At 69.4% G+C, this 16,206-nt stretch carries 17 protein-coding genes and 1 tRNA gene; 7 read left to right on the top strand and 11 right to left on the bottom strand.

All coding sequences use genetic code 11. The features are described from left to right. Position 1: 1 nt before the first annotated feature. Positions 2–946, bottom strand: a complete 945-nt coding sequence (locus tag MKK84_RS03520) for a LysR substrate-binding domain-containing protein (RefSeq protein ID WP_243916647.1) — start codon at positions 944–946, stop codon at positions 2–4. A 113-nt stretch (positions 947–1,059) separates the two neighbouring features. Here MKK84_RS03520 and MKK84_RS03515 point away from each other — a divergent pair, with 113 nt between their 5' ends. Then, positions 1,060–1,971, top strand: coding sequence for an amino acid ABC transporter substrate-binding protein (locus tag MKK84_RS03515; RefSeq protein ID WP_243916646.1), 912 nt, complete (start codon positions 1,060–1,062; stop codon positions 1,969–1,971). A 32-nt stretch (positions 1,972–2,003) separates the two neighbouring features. Beyond that, on the top strand, positions 2,004–3,053 hold the full coding sequence (locus MKK84_RS03510; protein ID WP_243916645.1) for a threonine aldolase family protein: 1,050 nt from the start codon (positions 2,004–2,006) through the stop codon (positions 3,051–3,053). Between the two features lie 6 nt (positions 3,054–3,059). Here MKK84_RS03510 and MKK84_RS03505 read toward each other — a convergent pair whose 3' ends face one another. The 3 genes from MKK84_RS03505 to MKK84_RS03495 all read right to left on the bottom strand — a co-directional run bounded on the left by MKK84_RS03505 (position 3,060) and on the right by MKK84_RS03495 (position 7,806). Next, positions 3,060–3,941 carry a 3'-5' exonuclease gene (locus tag MKK84_RS03505; protein ID WP_243916644.1) on the bottom strand — a complete coding sequence of 294 codons (882 nt, stop codon included), beginning with the start codon at positions 3,939–3,941 and terminating at the stop codon, positions 3,060–3,062. 72 nt (positions 3,942–4,013) lie between these two features. Then, positions 4,014–6,446, bottom strand: a complete 2,433-nt coding sequence (ligA, locus tag MKK84_RS03500; RefSeq protein ID WP_243916643.1) for an NAD-dependent DNA ligase LigA — start codon at positions 6,444–6,446, stop codon at positions 4,014–4,016. A 64-nt stretch (positions 6,447–6,510) separates the two neighbouring features. After that, positions 6,511–7,806, bottom strand: a complete 1,296-nt coding sequence (locus MKK84_RS03495) for an MFS transporter (RefSeq protein WP_243916642.1) — start codon at positions 7,804–7,806, stop codon at positions 6,511–6,513. Positions 7,807–7,942: 136 nt separating this feature from the next. On the opposite strand from MKK84_RS03495, the gene MKK84_RS03490 reads away from it, so the two are divergent. The 3 genes from MKK84_RS03490 (at position 7,943) to MKK84_RS35660 (ending at position 10,210) form a co-directional block, all read left to right on the top strand. Continuing rightward, complete coding sequence (locus MKK84_RS03490) at positions 7,943–8,626, top strand: 4'-phosphopantetheinyl transferase family protein (protein ID WP_243916661.1); 684 nt, start codon at positions 7,943–7,945, stop codon at positions 8,624–8,626. 86 nt (positions 8,627–8,712) lie between these two features. Next, a tRNA-Pro gene (locus tag MKK84_RS03485) sits at positions 8,713–8,789 on the top strand. 137 nt (positions 8,790–8,926) lie between these two features. Next, on the top strand, positions 8,927–10,210 hold the full coding sequence (locus MKK84_RS35660; RefSeq protein ID WP_243916641.1) for a HEPN domain-containing protein: 1,284 nt from the start codon (positions 8,927–8,929) through the stop codon (positions 10,208–10,210). On the opposite strand, the gene MKK84_RS03475 is transcribed toward MKK84_RS35660, so the two are convergent. Next, positions 10,207–11,580: a site-specific integrase gene (locus MKK84_RS03475; RefSeq protein WP_243916640.1), complete on the bottom strand. Its 1,374-nt coding sequence runs from the start codon at positions 11,578–11,580 to the stop codon at positions 10,207–10,209. The genes MKK84_RS35660 and MKK84_RS03475 overlap by 4 nt on opposite strands. 533 nt (positions 11,581–12,113) lie before the next feature. Between MKK84_RS03475 and MKK84_RS03470 the strand changes: the two genes are divergently transcribed. Together MKK84_RS03470 and MKK84_RS03465 are read left to right on the top strand one after the other, a co-directional pair. After that, positions 12,114–12,695, top strand: a complete 582-nt coding sequence (locus MKK84_RS03470) for a metallophosphoesterase (protein ID WP_243916639.1) — start codon at positions 12,114–12,116, stop codon at positions 12,693–12,695. Positions 12,696–12,784: 89 nt separating this feature from the next. Then, complete coding sequence (locus MKK84_RS03465) at positions 12,785–13,279, top strand: hypothetical protein (RefSeq protein ID WP_243916638.1); 495 nt, start codon at positions 12,785–12,787, stop codon at positions 13,277–13,279. Here MKK84_RS03465 and MKK84_RS03460 read toward each other — a convergent pair. The 6 genes from MKK84_RS03460 to MKK84_RS03435 form a co-directional block, all read right to left on the bottom strand. Then, on the bottom strand, positions 13,276–13,827 hold the full coding sequence (locus tag MKK84_RS03460) for a hypothetical protein (RefSeq protein ID WP_243916637.1): 552 nt from the start codon (positions 13,825–13,827) through the stop codon (positions 13,276–13,278). The two genes, MKK84_RS03465 and MKK84_RS03460, sit on opposite strands and share 4 nt — an antisense overlap. A gap of 5 nt (positions 13,828–13,832) precedes the next feature. Next, positions 13,833–14,276 carry a helix-turn-helix domain-containing protein gene (locus MKK84_RS03455; protein ID WP_243916636.1) on the bottom strand — a complete coding sequence of 148 codons (444 nt, stop codon included), beginning with the start codon at positions 14,274–14,276 and terminating at the stop codon, positions 13,833–13,835. 99 nt (positions 14,277–14,375) lie between these two features. Further along, entirely contained in the window at positions 14,376–14,633 is a 258-nt protein-coding gene (locus MKK84_RS03450) for a hypothetical protein (protein WP_243916635.1), read from the bottom strand. A gap of 90 nt (positions 14,634–14,723) precedes the next feature. After that, the gene (locus MKK84_RS03445) at positions 14,724–15,107 is read right to left on the bottom strand and encodes a hypothetical protein (protein WP_243916634.1); all 384 of its coding nucleotides are present in this window, start codon (positions 15,105–15,107) and stop codon (positions 14,724–14,726) included. A 123-nt stretch (positions 15,108–15,230) separates the two neighbouring features. After that, the gene (locus MKK84_RS03440) at positions 15,231–15,380 is read right to left on the bottom strand and encodes a hypothetical protein (protein WP_243916633.1); all 150 of its coding nucleotides are present in this window, start codon (positions 15,378–15,380) and stop codon (positions 15,231–15,233) included. Positions 15,381–15,645: 265 nt separating this feature from the next. Next, positions 15,646–16,035 (bottom strand): hypothetical protein, encoded by a 390-nt coding sequence (locus MKK84_RS03435; RefSeq protein ID WP_243916632.1) that lies wholly within the window; start codon positions 16,033–16,035, stop codon positions 15,646–15,648. Between the last annotated feature and the right edge of the window lie 171 nt (positions 16,036–16,206).

Here is a 16,206-nt window from a genome sequence, read left to right as displayed (position 1 = left end):
CTCAGCCTGCCGGACGCCCGGTGGCGGCGTCCGGCAGCGCGGCGAGTTCCTCCCGCAGGACCGCCCGGGCGCAGGCGCCGAAGGCCCGCATCAAGCGTCCCCGCGCGTGATCGGGCGGGAACAGCAGCGCAAAATGCACCGGCAGGGTGGGGGTGAAGGGCCGGATCGCGATCGGTGAGACCTTCGCCTCCTCGTGGGCGGCCAGCGGATTCATCACGCTGACGCCCAGCCCCGCCGAGACGAGCGTGCAGATCGATGCGCCGAGACCGGCCTCGGCGGTGATCGCGAGCGTGACGCCCGCTGCTTCGAAGACAGCCTCGGTTCGATCGCGAAGTGCACTGCCGTGTGAGGCGGCGACGAACGGCACATCGCGAAAATCCTCCGGCCCGAGCGCGGCGCTGTCCGCGAGCGGGTGGTCCTGGGGCAGCACCGCCACGCAGGCCCGGGTCTCGACATGGTCGAGCCTACCTTCCGGTACGTCGCCGTAGAGCATCGTGAGGGCGGCGTCGCAGAAGCCGGTGTCGATCCAGTGATTCACACTCGCGTCGTCGCCGGAATGGATCGCCACGATCACGTCCGAATGCGCAACCCGGAAGCGCACCACGGCCCGCGCCAGAAGGCCCCCGGCCAGCCGGGGCATCGCGGCGACGCGCAACCGTTCGGCACCGAAGGCGCGGATCCGCGTAGCCGCCGCCTCGAGGCTGGTGAGACCCACGAAGGCCCGCTCCACCTCGGCGTGGAAACGCGTGCCGTCGAGGGAGGGGACGACGCGGCTGCCGCTGCGGTCGAACAGCGGCAGGCCGGTGATCGCCTCCAGCTGCCCGATCAGGCGGCTGACCTGCGGTTGCGAGGTGTGCAACTTCCGGCTCGCCTCGGTCATGGAGCCGGTGACCATCACAGCCCGGAAGGCTTCGATGTGCCGGAAGGTCATGCGCCGTGCGGCCATATCAGATCCGTATGCTGGGGCCGGGAATCGGCATTGGACGCCGGTGCGCAGCCGCTCCTAGGATCAGCCGGCAAAGCTTGAGACGCAGAGTCTGGCATAACCAGGGGGTTTGGATGGTGTCGAGGACGCTTTCGCTTATCGGAGCCGCGTTGTGCTGGGCCGGGCTCGCCGCACCGTCGATCGCGGAGGGGCGCCTCGACAAGCTCCGCGCCACCGGTCAGATCAGCCTCGGCTTTCCGGACGCGTCGCCGCCGTTCGGTTTCCTCGACAAGGATGCCAAGCCAGTCGGCTATTCGCTGGAGATATGCGAGCACGTCGCGCAGAAGCTGAAGACGGTGCTCGGCCTGCCCAAGCTCGACATCCGGCACGTGCCGGTGATGTCGGCGACGCGGATCCCGCTGATCAACAACGGCACGATCGATCTCGAATGCGGCACCGCCAGCAACCTGCCGGAGCGGCACAAGCTGATCGCGTTCGCGCCGACCACCTTCGTGGCGCAGGTGGTGCTGACGGCCAGGAAGGACTCGCCGGTCGACGTGAACGATATCGCTTCGTTCCGCGGCAAGGCGATCTCAGCCCAGGCGGGCGGTGAGACCCAGCGCGTCGCGACGCGGATCAACGTCCGCGACAAGCTCGACATTCAGGTGATGCCCGCCAAGGACACCGCGGAGGTCTTCCTGTTGTTGGAGACCGGCCGCGCCGCGGGGACGATCAACGACGATGCCCTCGCGCACGCTACGGTCGCGGGCGCGAAGCGGCCGGGCGATTACAAAATCGGCACCCAGGGGCTGGAATTCGCGCCCTACGGTATCCTGGAGCCGAAGGACGACGCGGCCTTCAAGGCTGCCGTCGACAAGGCGGTCATCGAGCTGATCCAGGACGGTACCGTGGCGCGTCTCTACAGCCGCTACTTCGAGCAGCCGATCCCGCCGAGGGGCATCAATCTCGAACTGCCGATGAGCGACGTACTGAAGCGGGCCCTGGCCAATCCGACCGATTCCGGTGACGAGGCTGCCTATCGATAGGCCGGCCGGCAGGTATTGAGATGCACACCGACATGAACGCCGCGGCCGAAGCGTCCGACATCGTGGACCTGCGCAGCGATACGGTCACCCGGCCGACCGAGGCCATGTACGCGCGGATGCGCTCCGCGCCGCTGGGCGATGACGGGCTCGACGCCGACCCGACCGCGCGGGCGCTGGAAGAGACGGCGGCCGCGATGCTGGGCAAGGCCGCCGGCCTGTTCGTGCCGAGCTGCACGATGGGCAATCTCCTGGCGATCCTGGCGCAGGTTCAGCGCAGCGAGCAGGTGCTGCTCGAAGCACAGGCCCACATGCTCAACACCGAGCGCGGGGCCGCGACCCTCACGGGGACCTTCCTGCTCGGGATCGAAGGCGCAGACGGCGCCATGGATCTCGACCGTCTGGAGGCGGCGCTGCACTCCTCCGCGAGCCCGCTGCGCACCGCGATGATCGCGGTCGAGACCTCGCACAATGCGGCCGGCGGAACGGTATTGCCGCCCGCCCACATGGCGGCATTGGCCGACATCGCCCGCAGGCGCGGCATCCCGGTCCATCTCGACGGAGCGCGTCTGTTCAACGCCGCGATCCATCTCGGTGTCCCCCCGGCCGATCTCACGGCGCATGTCGACACGGTCTCGCTCTGCCTGTCGAAGGGCTTGAGCGCGCCGATGGGTGCGGTGCTGGCCGGCGACGCCCCGGTCATCGCGACGGCCCGGCGCCTGCGCAAGATGATCGGTGGAACCCAGCGGCAGGTCGGAATCGTGGCGGCGGCGGGTCTTGAGGCAATCACCGCCATGGGTGCGCGGCTGGACGAGGATCACGCGCGGGCCCGGCAGCTCAGCGACGGGTTGAACGCGCTGGGGGCACGCCTGTCCGCGAGTGTGCCGCAGACCAACATCGTGCAGGTCGATCTGGGGCGAACCGGCCGCGACAGCGCTCACTGGGTCGAGGCGCTCGAAGCGGCGGGAACCCGCACCCGGCCCCTGGGCCCGACGCGGCTGCGTCTCGTGACACACCGGCACATCACCGCCGCCGATATCGAGCGCGCCGTCACCGCCTTCCGGGCTTGTCTCGACGCGGCCTGATCCGCCTCAGGCCGCGCCCGCGATCCGCGCCTTCGCGCCGAGCATGCGGGCGAGCAGCACGACATCGGCGGCGTTGTCGGAGAGCAGGTCGGTGATGTCGCCGACCTCGAGCGCCTTCACGTGGCGGCAGCGCACGTTGAAGCGGCCGGCCGAGCAGGTGCAGCGCAGCTGCGGGCCGCCGGGCCGTTCCTCGAGACGCACGTCGTACCGGTTGCCGGTGGATCCCCGCATGGCGAAGCAGAGCGCCGATGGCGCCTGCTGGAAGGCCGCCATCGCGCGCCCGCTGATCGCCCCAGGGGGCGCCCCAAGGGGCCGTCGCGGCACGGCGGGTCCGCCGTCCGCCCGCGCGATCGGAAGGCCGAGCAAAGCGGCCAGCGCGTGAACGTCCGCGGCGTCCCGCTCGCGCATGGCCGCCAGCGCGATCTCCGCGCAGGCATAGGCGTCCTCGCCGGCATCGTGGTGCTCGAAGCGGATGCCCAGACGCCGCGCCACCTTGCCGAGCCCGCAGCCCTCCGGCCCTGGGAATACGCGGCGCGCCACCTGCACGGTGCAGAGATAGGACAGATCCGGCACCGGCAGGCCGGCGCGCACCAGCCCGGCCCGCAGGACGCCGATATCGAAGTTTGCGTTATGCGCCAGGATGAGCCCGCGCCGCAGGTCGTCCAGATACGGTGCCATCGCGGTGGCAAAGTCCGGGGCGTCGGCGACGTTGGACGGCAGGATACCGTGCACCCGGATATTACCAGGCGAGAAGCGCATCTCGGGCGGGCGGATCAGGTGGCTTTCCCGGCGCACGACCCGGCCGTCCGCGATCCAGGCGAGACCCACCGCGCAGGCGCTGTCGCGCCGCTCGTTGGCCGTCTCGAAGTCGAGGGCCAGGACCGTCATCGGGGGGCAACCATGCCGGGCGGGAGTTCTCGGGCTGTTCCCCAGGAGGTCTAGGCCGCCCGGACTCGCGCTTCAACCCTGCGCCACCATCCCGAGCCAATCGTCTTCCGAGACGACGCGCACGCCATGCTTCTGCGCATCCTTCAGCTTGGAGCCCGCCCCAGGGCCGGCCACCACAAGATCGGTCTTTGCCGAGACCGAGCCCGAGACCTTTGCGCCGAGGCGCTCGGCCACGGCCTTGGCCTCGTTGCGGGTCATCTTCTCCAGGGTGCCGGTGAACACAACGGTCTTGCCCGCGAAGGCCGAGGCCGAAGCCGCCTGCTCCATCGGCTCGACCTCGACCTGTTCGAGCAGAGCCGTAACGGCATCGGCATTGTGAGGTTCGGAGAAGAACAGAAGCAGCGCATCCGTCGCGACAGGCCCGATCTCGCCGTCATCGGCGAACAGGCGGTACGCATCCCCGGGGCGCTGCGCTGCAGCCTTGGTGATCGCTGCGCGGACCGCTTCGGCATCGCCGTAATGGGCGATGAGATTTTCGCGCTGGACGGTGCTGAGGCGCGCCCGCTCCTGGCCGGGCGTGGCTTCGTCCTCCGGAAGGCCCAGGTCGAGCAGCCGGTCGCGGGTCGTCCCACCGACCCGGGGCACCGCCGTCAGTTCAATCCAGTCGGGCCCGGGCTGCGCCGCAGCGGCCTCGCGGATCGACGCGACGAGTGTCGGCATGTCGGTAAAGCGTTTGGCCAGCGCCTTGGCGGTTGCCTCGCCGATCTGTGGGATTCCGAGGGCGAAGAGCAGGCGATTCATCGGCACCTGACGCCGGCCCTCGACGCCAGCCAGCAAGTTCTTGATCGCCTTGTCGTCCTCCTCGCCTTTCTTCTTGGCGGCCTTCTTGGGCGGTTCGGCCGCCCCGGATTCGGCGCGCCGCTCGGCCGACAGCGCCTCGCGCCGTGCCACGACCGCCGTTTTGAGCTTGTCGAAGTCGAGCCGGAATAGATCGGCCGGCTGGCGCACGAGGCCAGCCTCGAACAGAACCTCGATATAGGTCTCGCCGAAACCCTCGATGTCGAACCCGTTGCGCGAGACGAAGTGCTTCAGCCGCTCCACCCCCTGCGCCGGGCAGATCAGGCCGCCGGTGCAGCGTCGGATCGCATCGGGACGGCCGGTGCGCGGATTGACCGCGCGCACGGCCCGGCTGCCGCAGGCCGGGCAGGTTTCCGGAAATTCGAAAGGCCGCGAATCCGCCGGACGCTTGGTGAGATCGACATCCATCACCTTCGGAATGACGTCGCCGGCCCGGACCACCGTCACCGTGTCGCCGACGCGGATATCGCGACCGTCGCGGATCGGCTCGCCATCGGCGCCGACGCCCCTCACGTAGCCCTCGTTGTGCAGGGTGGCGTTCGACACCACCACACCGCCCACCGTCACGGGCCGCAGCTTCGCCAGCGGGTTCAGCGAGCCGGTGCGCCCGACATTGATGACGATATCGTCCACCACCGTCGTCGCCTCCTGGGCGGCGAACTTGTGGGCGAGCGCCCAGCGCGGGGAGCGCGACACGAAGCCGAGCCGCTTCTGCAGCGCGAGGTCGTCGACCTTGTAGACGACGCCGTCGATGTCGTAGCCGAGCCCGGCCCGGTCCGCCTCGATCTGCCGGTAATGGGCGAGCATCGCGTCACGGTCGGTGAAGGTTCGGGTCAGCGGGTTCACCGGCAGGCCCCAGGCCGCGAAACGCTCCAGCGCGCCGGTCTGTGTCTCGGCGATCGGCGCTGAGAGTTCGCCCCAGGCATAGGCGAAAAACCGCAGCGGCCGGGACGCGGTGATCGCGGGATCGAGCTGGCGCAGGCTCCCGGCGGCGGCGTTGCGCGGGTTGGCGAACAGCGCCTTGCCGGCCGCCTCCTGCCGGGCGTTGATCGCGGCGAAGTCGGCGTGCGACAGGTAGACCTCGCCGCGGACCTCGCAGACCTCCGGCCAATCCGAGCCGGCCAGCGTCTCCGGGATGTCCTGTACGGTCCGCGCATTGGCGGTAACGTTCTCGCCGACCTCGCCGTCGCCGCGCGTCGCCGCGGTGTCGAGGCGCCCTTGGACGTAGCGCAGCGACAGCGACAGCCCGTCGATCTTCGGTTCGGCCGTGAAGGCGAGCAGTGCATCCTCCGGCCAGCCGAGGAAGCGGCGCACCCGGGCTACGAACTCGGCCACCTCGGCATCGTCGAAGGCGTTGCCCAGCGAGAGCATCGGCACAGCGTGCCGCACCTTGGCGAACTTGTCCGAGGGCTTGGCGCCCACCGACGTGCTCGCGGCGCCCGTACCGGCGAGATCTGGGAAGTGGATCTCCAGCGCCTCCAGGCGTCGGCGCAGGCGGTCGTAGTCCGCGTCCGACATCTCGGGCGCGTCCTCTTGATAGTAGAGCCGGTCGGCTTCGAGGATCGCCTCCGAGACCCGCGCGTGCTCGGCGCGGGCTTCCTCGGCGGTCAGGTCGAGATCGGGCGTGTCGGTTTTCGCGGCGGCCATGGTGGGGTTCTAGCGCATCGACGGCCGGCCGGGAGCCGTCCGCGAGCGGCATCCCCGCTTTCCCTCATTGGCGTGGACCGAGCAGATCGCCGCGCCCGGCGATCCGGAACGCGCCCAGGAAGACCGCAGCGACGAACACAGCCACCGCAGCCAGCGGCAAAACCGGCGCGAGCCACCCGGCCAGCGCGGTTCCGGCGACGGACCCGAGATTCATCGCCGCCATGTAGACCTCGAACTGCGTCGCCGCACCCGGGCGCCCCTGGCTGGCCTGAAGCAGGGCCGGCATCAGCGCGACGATCAGCAGGCCGGGCAGCATGTTGGTCAGCGCGAGGATCACCGGTCCGGCCGCGCCGACGAAGTCCGACGCGATCAGGGCTCCGGCCAGCAGGAACGTGCCGGTACTGGCCAGCAGGAGGATGCGCAGCGGCCGGACCGGGCCGGACCTGTCGGACCAGAAGCCGACCGCCAGCGCGCCGGCTGTTCCGCTCGCCAGCGCCAGGCCGGCCTGGAGACGGGACAGAACCGCCGGATCCCAGGCCTGACGCTGGAGCAGGTCCACCGAGAAGGGCAGTTCGAACAGCCCGAGCGCGCCGTCGAGACCGAAGCACAGGGCGAGAAGCCGCAGAGCCCGCGGGCGCCGCAGGCTCACGATCAGGCGACGCAGGAATCGGCGGAACGGCACGCGCCGCGGGGCCACTCCGCGCCGACCCGGGGTAACGAGCGCATCCGTGGGCGCCTCGCGGACCAGAAGGATCGGCAGGCTCGCCAGGATGGCGGCCACGAGGAGCCAACGCGCGCTGATGGCGAAGCCGTCGGTCGTCAGCATCCACCCGAAGACGGCCGCGCTCAGGCTGCTTCCGGCGACGAAGCCCGCGCGGGTGCAACCGCTCACCCGGCCGAGTTCGGCGGCCGGCACGTGATCCATGATCATCCGATCACAGGCGGTGTCGAGGAGCGAGGCGCACAGGCTGTGGGCCAGAAAGATCAGGCCGAGTCCGCCGACCCGATCCTCGGCGCCGCACAGCAGCAGCGCGAGGGCGGCATGGCAGCCGAAGACCGCCGCGACCGCGAAGACCCGGCGCCGGCCCATCCGGGAATCGCCGGCGCGGTCGACTACCGGGCCCCACAGGATGGGTTGGAGGGTCCAGGGCAGGCCCGCGAGGGCGAAGTGGAAGCCAATCTCCGTCGCCGACACGCCCTTGGCGGTGAGATGATTGGCCAACGCCGTGAGCGAGAACCCCGCGATCAGCCCCTGATAGAGGTAGGTGGCGAAGAACACGCCGTAGCGGGTCCGGCGGCCAGCGAGGCTCAGCGGCACACGCAGGGACGGGCGGACGGGAAACGCGGCCGGGTCGCTCAAGCGCGCGGCACCTTGCCCACCGCACGCCGTGGCGCGATGCTCCTCATGCCGTCGTCACCGGATGTGCCCCCGTGCCCTCACCATCGCGCGACCTTAATGTCTGCGTCCGGCGGCCGCGAGGCGTCGCTTGAGCGCGGTGGATGTGTGGCTGGTCGATCTCGGCGTGTCGCCGGACCGGCTCGAACGATGCGCGCAGGTGCTCGACAGCTCGGAGCGCGACCGCGGCAACCGGTTCCTGCGACCCGCGGATCGCGCGCGTTTCATTGTAAGCCACGCGGCCCTCAGGCTGGCCCTGGCGGATGCGCGCGGCTGCGCTCCGTCCGAGATCCGCCTGACCGCGAAGGCTACCGGCAAGCCGCACCTCGCGGAGCCGGCCGGAAGCCCGTTGGAGTTCAACCTGTCGCATTCGGGGGCCCGCGCCCTGATCGGTCTCGCGGGCCCGGTCGCCATCGGCGTCGATCTCGAACTGATGCGAGCGATCCCGGACGCGGTCCGCATCGCGCGGACGCATTTCGCGCCCGACGAAGCCGCGTCCCTCGCGAGTTTGCCAGCTGAGGCCATCGAGGCGGCCTTCTTCGGCCTGTGGACCCGCAAGGAAGCGGTGGTGAAGGCGCTGGGGACCGGCCTGTCCCTGCCCCTCGACCGTTTCAGCGTGACGCTGCCGCCGGCTGCTCCGCGCCTGCTGCGGGATTCGACGGGATGGACCCTCGCGACGCTCGATGCCGGCGCCGGCTACGCCGCCACCGTCGCGGTGCGGGCGGATCACGCGACGATCCAGCTCCGGAGGCTCCCAACAGATTGGCCCGACCGGCTCTGCTGAAACCGGACAAACCCGGCTTGCGGCCCAGCCAAGGCACGGCTATACACCCGCTCGTCGACCCGGTCAGCGATGCGCGGGACGGCCTTCGGAGTGTAGCGCAGTCTGGTAGCGCACCACGTTCGGGACGTGGGGGTCGCAGGTTCAAATCCTGCCACTCCGACCATCATTCCCCTCTGGGGAAGGTCATCCCGCCATCCACAGATTTCGGCCTGGCCACAGGTTCGGCCACATGTTGGTGCGCAACTGCGCGCATCCATGCATCCCGTCAGCCCACTAGCCTTCGCCTCGTCGAGTGCTTCCGTGCCGCTCAACCTGCACCCTGCCTGCATCGCACGCCTGGAAGAGATCCTTGCGGAGGCGATGGGCCGGCTGCAGGTCACCCACGGCATGTTCTTGGACTGGGTCAGCACGGCTGCGCTGAGCCCGCTCGACCCGGCACTGCCGATCCAGGATCGACAGCCGATCTCGCTGACCGCGATGATCGACGAGCGGCCCCTCTCGGATTTTGCTGCGGACCGGATCGGGCGACGCCTGACCGAGGTAGGGACCTACGTCGAGCAGGGTAGCTCGGTGCCGGAACCGTTGGTCGGGCTGGCGCCGTTTGCGGATCCCCTTCCCATCGCCCGCGAGGTCGTCGCCGAGTTCGCATCGCTCCCCTGGGAGTACATGTTCAGCCTCCGCCTCCCTCGGCCGATCGGCTCGGCCCTGGAGAACCTTTTCGACGAGAGCGGCCGGATGGATGTCGGCGCAGGCATCACCCTCGTCCGATCCAGCGAGGCCCTCGAAGGCGAGTATCCGCTGCCACACCAAGGTGGCCTGCTGGCCGCACTCGCCGGCGGCACGGCATGGGAGAGGGATGGGGTCTATCTCCAGATACCGCTCGCCGGGTACGCCGATCGGTTCGGGACGACCGGTACCGCGATGCGCGCGGTCGAGACGCTACAGACCTTCCTCGGGTTGGGAATGGCACTGCGCCTGTTCGACTACCGGCCGACCTACACGCCCACGGCGTTCGGCCCTCCGCGAAGCGCCTACCACATCCACCGCCGCGCTGGTGGTCGTTGGGTCTTCGACGGCACCGTCGACCTGGAGGCGACGGTCGTGATGGGCCTGGAAGGCTTCAGCATGAGGGACTTCGGGGAGGACTTCCCCTACGGGATGTTTGTCCGAAATGTCCTGACCACCATGAGGGTCTGCTTCTCGCATCCGGTGGAGGCCGGTCGGATCATGCGGTCGGCGCAGTGGCTGGCTGGAAGCTACGCGAGCCGCAACGAGACCCTGTCCTTCGTCCAAGCTATGGTGGCGATGGAGATCCTGCTCGGGGACAAGCGGACGACCGACATGGTCGGTATCGGCGAGCTCCTGAGCAACCGGTGCGCCTACCTCATCGGCGACAGCCAAGCGGACCGTGAGCGGGTCCTGGCCGATTTCCGCGGGCTCTACTCCGTCCGCTCCGAGATCGTTCACAGCGGGAAGAGCCGACTGTCCTACTCGGAGCGCATCAAGTTCAATAGGCTCCTCTACATGTGCGGGCGATCGCTAATGGCCGAAATCGAGCTGCTCAAGAAGAACCAGCAAGCCTAGGCCGCCCGCTTCCGCCGCCTCCCGCCCATCGCCGCCCGGGCCTCCTCCATGTGATCCGTGGCATGGTGCCCATACCGGCGCTCGATCATCTCGACCGTCATGCCGACGTAGCCCGACAGCTCCCAGAGGTCGGTCCCAGCCTGCACCCCCCAGGTCACCGCCGTGTGCCGGAGGGAGTGGCGGACGACGTCCTCGCCGAGCCCGAGTTCGTGCACGAGGTTGGCGAAGCTCCGCTTGGTCGATCCTACCGGCAGGCCGTTCCACTCCACGACGTAGCGCTGGCCGAGGACATGGTGCCAGCGCCAGAGGTGTGCGGTCAGGGCATCGGGCATGCGCACCGTCGGCTGCCGCTTGTTCTTCTTCGCCGCGGCGCCGAGCGCCTTCCGGTGGAACAGGGCGACCCGCTTTCCGTCCTCGACCCGCAGCTCCATCCACGGCCGGCCGACCTCGGGGATGAAGCTGGCCGCGCAGATCGGGCCCGATCGCGTGCCGGTCCGCAGCGCAACGAGCAGGTACCGCGCGAGGTGCCGGCCGACCCGGCGGCCCTCGATCCGCTCACCCTTACGCTCGCCGCGGTGGATGGTCTGGATCTCGCGCTTGCGCCAGGCGGCCCGCACCAGGCGAGCGGCCTCGGCCTTGGTCAGCCACCTGTCGCGCGCTTCCGACTTCGCCGGCAGCGTCACCTTCACCATCTCGCGCGTCAGGCCGTCCTCGATCGCCACGTTGATCGCGGCGTGCAGGTCCTCCAGCTCCCGACGGGCCCCGCCCTCGGTGACGATGCGGGCCTTCGCCGGCCGGGAGTGCCCGCGACGCACGGGTCCGGCGCCGTCGGCCCGCTCGTTGCCGTCCCGGTCGAGCCCCGCCCGGGCGTGCGCCTTCCAGGCGGTGCCGACGCGGGAATCGACGTAGGCCGCGCACGAGACGCTGTCGACGTCCTCCAGGCTGCGCTCGCCCCACCATTCCAGGAGCGTCAGGACGCGCTGCGCCAGCTCGTCGTGACGAGCGATCTTCCCGGACTTGGCGGCGAGATACCGATCCAACACCTCGGCGATCATCACGTCGGCCGCGGCCCGGTTCTTCCGCGGGCCGGACGCGTCAGGTGCGACGACGGCCAAGCTCGCGGTGTACTCGTCTAGGGCTTCGAGCGCTTGGCGTTCCGCGTCCTTGCCATGACCGCGGCTAGTGCTGCGGACCTGTCGACCCTTGTGGACGATCCACCAGCGACCGTCCCGTACGACTCCGTCCGCGTCGGTTCGGCCGGGGCGCCACATGAGATACGGGTTGCCTCGGCCGGTCTTCCCCAGGGTCCGCGGCTTGGCGGCTGCGCGGCTTGGGCGGGGGCGTCTGGGCTTCGGGGCGTCGTCCGGCATCGCTCTCTCCATTCGGCGATCAGGCGCCGGGTCACGAACATCCTCCGACCGTGACGCTCGACCGCCAGGTCCCCACGGTCGATCGCGCCGCGCAGCGCGGCAGCGGTCCAGAGCGGGACCCGTCCCAGGACGTCGTCCGGCTGACAGATCTCTGGGATCCAGGTTGCGGTCTCAAGGTCGAGGGGCGCGTCGTCGTGCGCCGCCGCTGCGATGCGCGGGCGGTCGTCGAAGGCAGGCCCAAGGTCGAATGTCCAAGTCGGCATAGGGGCACTCTGCCAGAAAATGTGGCCGCTAAAAGCGTGACGCGGGTCGACGGTTAACCGCTCGGGCACGCCATGCCCTGGGCTCCGGCGATCCGGCCAGGGGATCAGTAACCGCCGCGGGAATCCGCCCTTGCTGCGGGCGGCCCGATCGGCGAGGCTCGCCCCATGACGCACGCCCTCCGCATACGGAAACGCCGCTTGGCCTGAGGCCAACCACCGCCGCCGGGACGCCCCGGCCGGCACGCGTTCCCCTATACTTGGAGGCCTCAGATGGCCGTCACCTGGTTCGTATCCGACACCCACTTCTCACACCGCAATATCCTGTCAGACAGGATGCACCGGCCGCGCCCGTTCGCCTCGATCGAGGAGCACGACGAGCGCCTGATCTCACGTTGGAATGACCGAGTGCGCGACGACGACATCGTCTGGCACTGCGGCGACTTCGCCTACGGGGGTGGCCATACGCATGCGAGGGAGATCTTCGACCGCCTGCGCGGCCGGAAGAACCTCGTCATCGGGAATCACGAGGCACAGGGGATCCGCCTGCCATGGGCATCCCCGCCAGTCATGGCTTGCACCGTTCACGTGCAGGATCCCGGCATGCCGAAGGCCCGGCCCGTCTATCTCGCCCACTGCGCGCACCGCGTCTGGCCCGGCATGCACCAGGGAGCCATCCATCTCTACGGGCATTCCCACGGTAGCCTGCCCGGGACGGCGCGCTCGCTCGATGTGGGCGTCGATTGCTGGCACTGGGGGCCCGTCCGGATCGGGGAGGTCCTGGAGGCGCTGGCCGAGACAGCCGCCCGGGAGGCCGGGGCCGTCGCGGCGGCGGAGCTGGCCGAGGCGGCGTAGACGGGGGAGTAATCCCGCCCCTGTAGAGCTCCCCCCGAACGGGGGTTGCGATGCAGGCGTACGGCAGGTTGAGAGATGGCAGGCTGGACTTGCTGGATAGCTGGCTGGAGCTACGCACCTCGCCAGTGTTCCAGATGCACAAGTTTTCGGACGGTCTGGTCGAGATCCTGAAAAACACACCGTACGGGACCACCCAGCTCAAAGTCGTCCGGATCACCTTGCCAGAGGTCGTATCCCTGGCGCTCAAGGTCCCGCCAACGCCGGAGATCCACCGGCGGGGAGGCCTGCTCGTCCAGGCATTCTCGGACCAGCCGGCGCCTGTCGCTGCCCCGCCCCAGATCCAGGGGGACATCCTCGATCCGCTCCTCGACGTTCAACACGTCCACCCCCCCGCGCGGGTGGCCGGCCTCTACATGACAGATCGCACCCGCGTCTTGTCGATCACGCATTACCGCGTTCGGCTCCTGGGGACCGGTCGCATTAAGGACGCATACCAGTGGGGCCGTCGGGACCACCTCGATCCGACCGGGGGCGCCGGGACCCCCGAGGACGACCTCGATGCACTGGGCGACCTCGCGCCCTAGGCTGGCCAGGCCGCCTCGCCAAGCGCCCGTCCACGATCGTAGACAATGAGCAGCTTCCGGACCTGCGCTGCTGGCGTTGCGGTGTGGAAGCTGAAGGCGAGCACCTCGTTACCGAAACAATGTTCTCCCTCTACGAGGGCGGCGAGGTTTCGGGTGCTGGACAGCAGCTGCAGCCTCCGACCGTGCAACGGTCGTCGGAGCTCGTGGTTAAGCCGCGCGACTTGGGCTCTGCAGCGCGCGCGGTCCAAGTTCCACTTTGCGTTGTCCATGTCGCGGATGCGACCTCGGTCCAGGCCTGCGCAGAAAACCTGCTCCGCATGCAGGACCATGCCCCAGCTCCTCTCCCACGGGAGAAGCCGCAACCGCTTGGGCGGCATGATCGGCACGTCGACCAGGCCGGAGAGGATGAGCATGGCATCATCCTGGGTGAGATGATCCAGGCGCAGGCAGGTGACGATCTCAGCGTCCGACGCCTCCGGGGGCGGCTCGCGGAGAAACTGCACCGTACCGCGGAGGGTGAACGTGGGCAGGTCAACGGGCTCGGACATGGCGTCTACCTTTCATCATCCATGACGATTTCCTCCAGCGGATCGCCGGGCTCGTGCGGCGGGAAACCTGAAAGGGCCTTCTCCAGGGACGTCGTCGGCGCAGGATCCCCGGGCCATGCGCGGATCCTGCACAGGCGGTCGGCCAAGTCCGACGCGGCGTCGATCGCCAGGATTTCTAGCTCAGGGATAACGCGCGCCGGTACCGGGCGCGCGCCCGAGACCCAGGCGGCGATCTGGACCGGGGCGGTGTCCTGCCGGCGGAGCCGACCGAGGGCCTCGGCCAGGGGCGTCTGCCAGCGTGAACCGTAGGCCGCTAGCCCGAACTTTAGCACCAGCTCGCGCCGCCGGAGCTGGTCCTCGCTCAGCGTGGACAGGTCGTGCCGGGGGGCGCGGCGCGCCTTGGCCTCAGGGGTGCCCGGGGCTGGGATGTCGGGTCGGGCGCGGGTCATGGTGTCTCCTGCGGGTCGGTGGATCCGGCCCTTGGCGGGACCACCCGGCGAGGGGGCGATCCCGCGAAGGGCCGGGGCGGGAGGGCCCCGGCGCTGTCCTTAGTAGACGGACAGATCGTCCAGCTCCCTGATGCGCCGCTCAACGGCAGCGCGGAGCTTGTCACCGCTCATGGATCGGGCCGTCGGCCCCGTCGGCACCCGCACGGTCCGCTGGCGGATGAAGGCCGCGCCCTCGCGGTCCCGCTGGTACACGCCGACGGTCACGACGAACTGGCTATCCAGGCGGATCTCGCCCTCGGTCATGAGGCGCATGCCGTATTCGAAGTCCACGCCGTCGTTGTCGAAAGCGACCCGCATTTTCTGTCTCCGTGGTTCAGGGACGCCCGGCTGGGGCCCGTGCGAGGCCGGCGTTGCCCGCGATACGCGGCGCCGGCCCCGAGGCGGGTCTTAGGCAGCGACACGCAGGTCCGCCTCGCCGGCGGAGTTGTAGATCCAGTCGACCGTGCCGGCGGACCGGACGGCCTCGTACAGCGCCGGCGTGCAGGGGATCGCGGTAAACCCCGCCGCGTCGGCGGCGGCCTGCGCGGACGCCTCGTCGGCGTACCCGCCCTCGGCGACCTCTCCGGTCGTCCGCGTGTAGGAGTAGCGGTGCCCGACCGCGGCCTCGTCGGAATCGGTGCCATGGTCGTGGACGGCGGGGCGGTGGACGTTAGAGCCGCCCTCGTTGAAGGCGTCGTCGATCGCGCCCTCGGCGGTCGTGCCGAAGCCGTAGACAAGTTTGACGGCCTGGTCGTGGGCCGGGACGGCGATGAAGTGGGTCTGCTGGGACATGATCCTGTGATCCTGTGCGATGCCCGGAGGGATCGGGCTGGACGTTGTGGGCCCCTCGTCGAGCCGTCCCGTCGCCAGGGCGGCTTGAGGAAGGGCCGGGGCGGTGTCGCCCCGGCAGGTTGCTCAGAGGATCGTGGGGAAGGGGGTGATCACCGCCGGCTCCGGGAGCTCGACGGGCTCTGCGTTCTCGGCCTCGACCTGGGCGACCATCGCGTCGAGGAGGCCGTCGGTGGCGGCGGTCTGGGTGGTGGTGGTCTCGGTGGCCCTAGTCAATTTCTGTCTCCGGGAGGGGGGCAGGTCGTCTAGCTTGGTTATAAATTTATAACCTTTTGCGCTCGGTATCAGGGGTTGATTACAAGTTTATAACCATCAGCTGCGGCAGATGCAGTTCAGGCAGACCCTGGCCATCTCGGGGGTGCCGCTCGAGGACGACGGCCGTCCTCGATCCCGAGCACCTCCTGGCGGCAGGGGCACAGAAACAGGGGCTCCGGCGCGTCGTCGTCCCGGTCGCAGTCGAGGTCCTCGGCGTGGCGGGGCATCACTCGTCGTCCCCGTCGTCGTCGTAGGGGCCGTACTGATCCCAGATCTCGGCGACCTCGCTCTCAGGCAGCGTGCCGATGGCAACCTTGAGGGTGGGCACCGCCTCCAGGATCCGGAGCTTGTCCACCGCCGCGTCGTTCTCGGCCCAAAGCTCCTCGTGGGAACTCTCATGGGTGCGCCGGAGGTCGTGATCGATCCGCGCCGTCGTCGCTCGAATTTCCTGGCCAACATAGGCCACGAAGCGCGCGATCTCCTCGGCGAGGGGCACCTGGCCGGGTGCGATCGCGGCGGCGTGGGCGTCGACGAGGGCCTGGGGATCCCCGAGATTGAGGAAGTCGGCCGTCACGGTGGGGACGGCACTGGCGGTGGTGGTGGTGTTCTCGATCATGGGAGGATGCTCCAGTGCTGCAGGAATCCGGGGTGTCAAAAGGCGTTGGAATGGGACCCCGGATCGGCGTGCAATTGGGACCCCTTCGCAAGCTGGGTACGGTACGGTGCGGCTGAGCTGATCCGACGTCCAGCTTTGGCGTCGTAGGCGCTGGCCTCAGGCGCGGTTCTT

The organism is Methylobacterium sp. E-065 (assembly GCF_022829605.1).
Lineage (GTDB): Bacteria > Pseudomonadota > Alphaproteobacteria > Rhizobiales > Beijerinckiaceae > Methylobacterium.
This window is presented reverse-complemented; position numbering and strand designations above follow the sequence as displayed.

What these genes read in the sequence shown, in the direction of transcription:
- MKK84_RS03520 (WP_243916647.1), bottom strand. Translation starts at nt 946, where the DNA reads ATGGCCGCACGGCGCATGACCTTCCGGCACATCGAAGCCTTCCGGGCT.
- MKK84_RS03515 (WP_243916646.1), top strand. Translation starts at nt 1,060, where the DNA reads ATGGTGTCGAGGACGCTTTCGCTTATCGGAGCCGCGTTGTGCTGGGCC.
- MKK84_RS03510 (WP_243916645.1), top strand. Translation starts at nt 2,004, where the DNA reads ATGAACGCCGCGGCCGAAGCGTCCGACATCGTGGACCTGCGCAGCGAT.
- MKK84_RS03505 (WP_243916644.1), bottom strand. Translation starts at nt 3,941, where the DNA reads ATGACGGTCCTGGCCCTCGACTTCGAGACGGCCAACGAGCGGCGCGAC.
- ligA (WP_243916643.1), bottom strand. Translation starts at nt 6,446, where the DNA reads ATGGCCGCCGCGAAAACCGACACGCCCGATCTCGACCTGACCGCCGAG.
- MKK84_RS03475 (WP_243916640.1), bottom strand. Translation starts at nt 11,580, where the DNA reads ATGCCGGACGACGCCCCGAAGCCCAGACGCCCCCGCCCAAGCCGCGCA.
- MKK84_RS03470 (WP_243916639.1), top strand. Translation starts at nt 12,114, where the DNA reads ATGGCCGTCACCTGGTTCGTATCCGACACCCACTTCTCACACCGCAAT.
- MKK84_RS03460 (WP_243916637.1), bottom strand. Translation starts at nt 13,827, where the DNA reads ATGTCCGAGCCCGTTGACCTGCCCACGTTCACCCTCCGCGGTACGGTG.
- MKK84_RS03455 (WP_243916636.1), bottom strand. Translation starts at nt 14,276, where the DNA reads ATGACCCGCGCCCGACCCGACATCCCAGCCCCGGGCACCCCTGAGGCC.
- MKK84_RS03450 (WP_243916635.1), bottom strand. Translation starts at nt 14,633, where the DNA reads ATGCGGGTCGCTTTCGACAACGACGGCGTGGACTTCGAATACGGCATG.
- MKK84_RS03445 (WP_243916634.1), bottom strand. Translation starts at nt 15,107, where the DNA reads ATGTCCCAGCAGACCCACTTCATCGCCGTCCCGGCCCACGACCAGGCC.
- MKK84_RS03435 (WP_243916632.1), bottom strand. Translation starts at nt 16,035, where the DNA reads ATGATCGAGAACACCACCACCACCGCCAGTGCCGTCCCCACCGTGACG.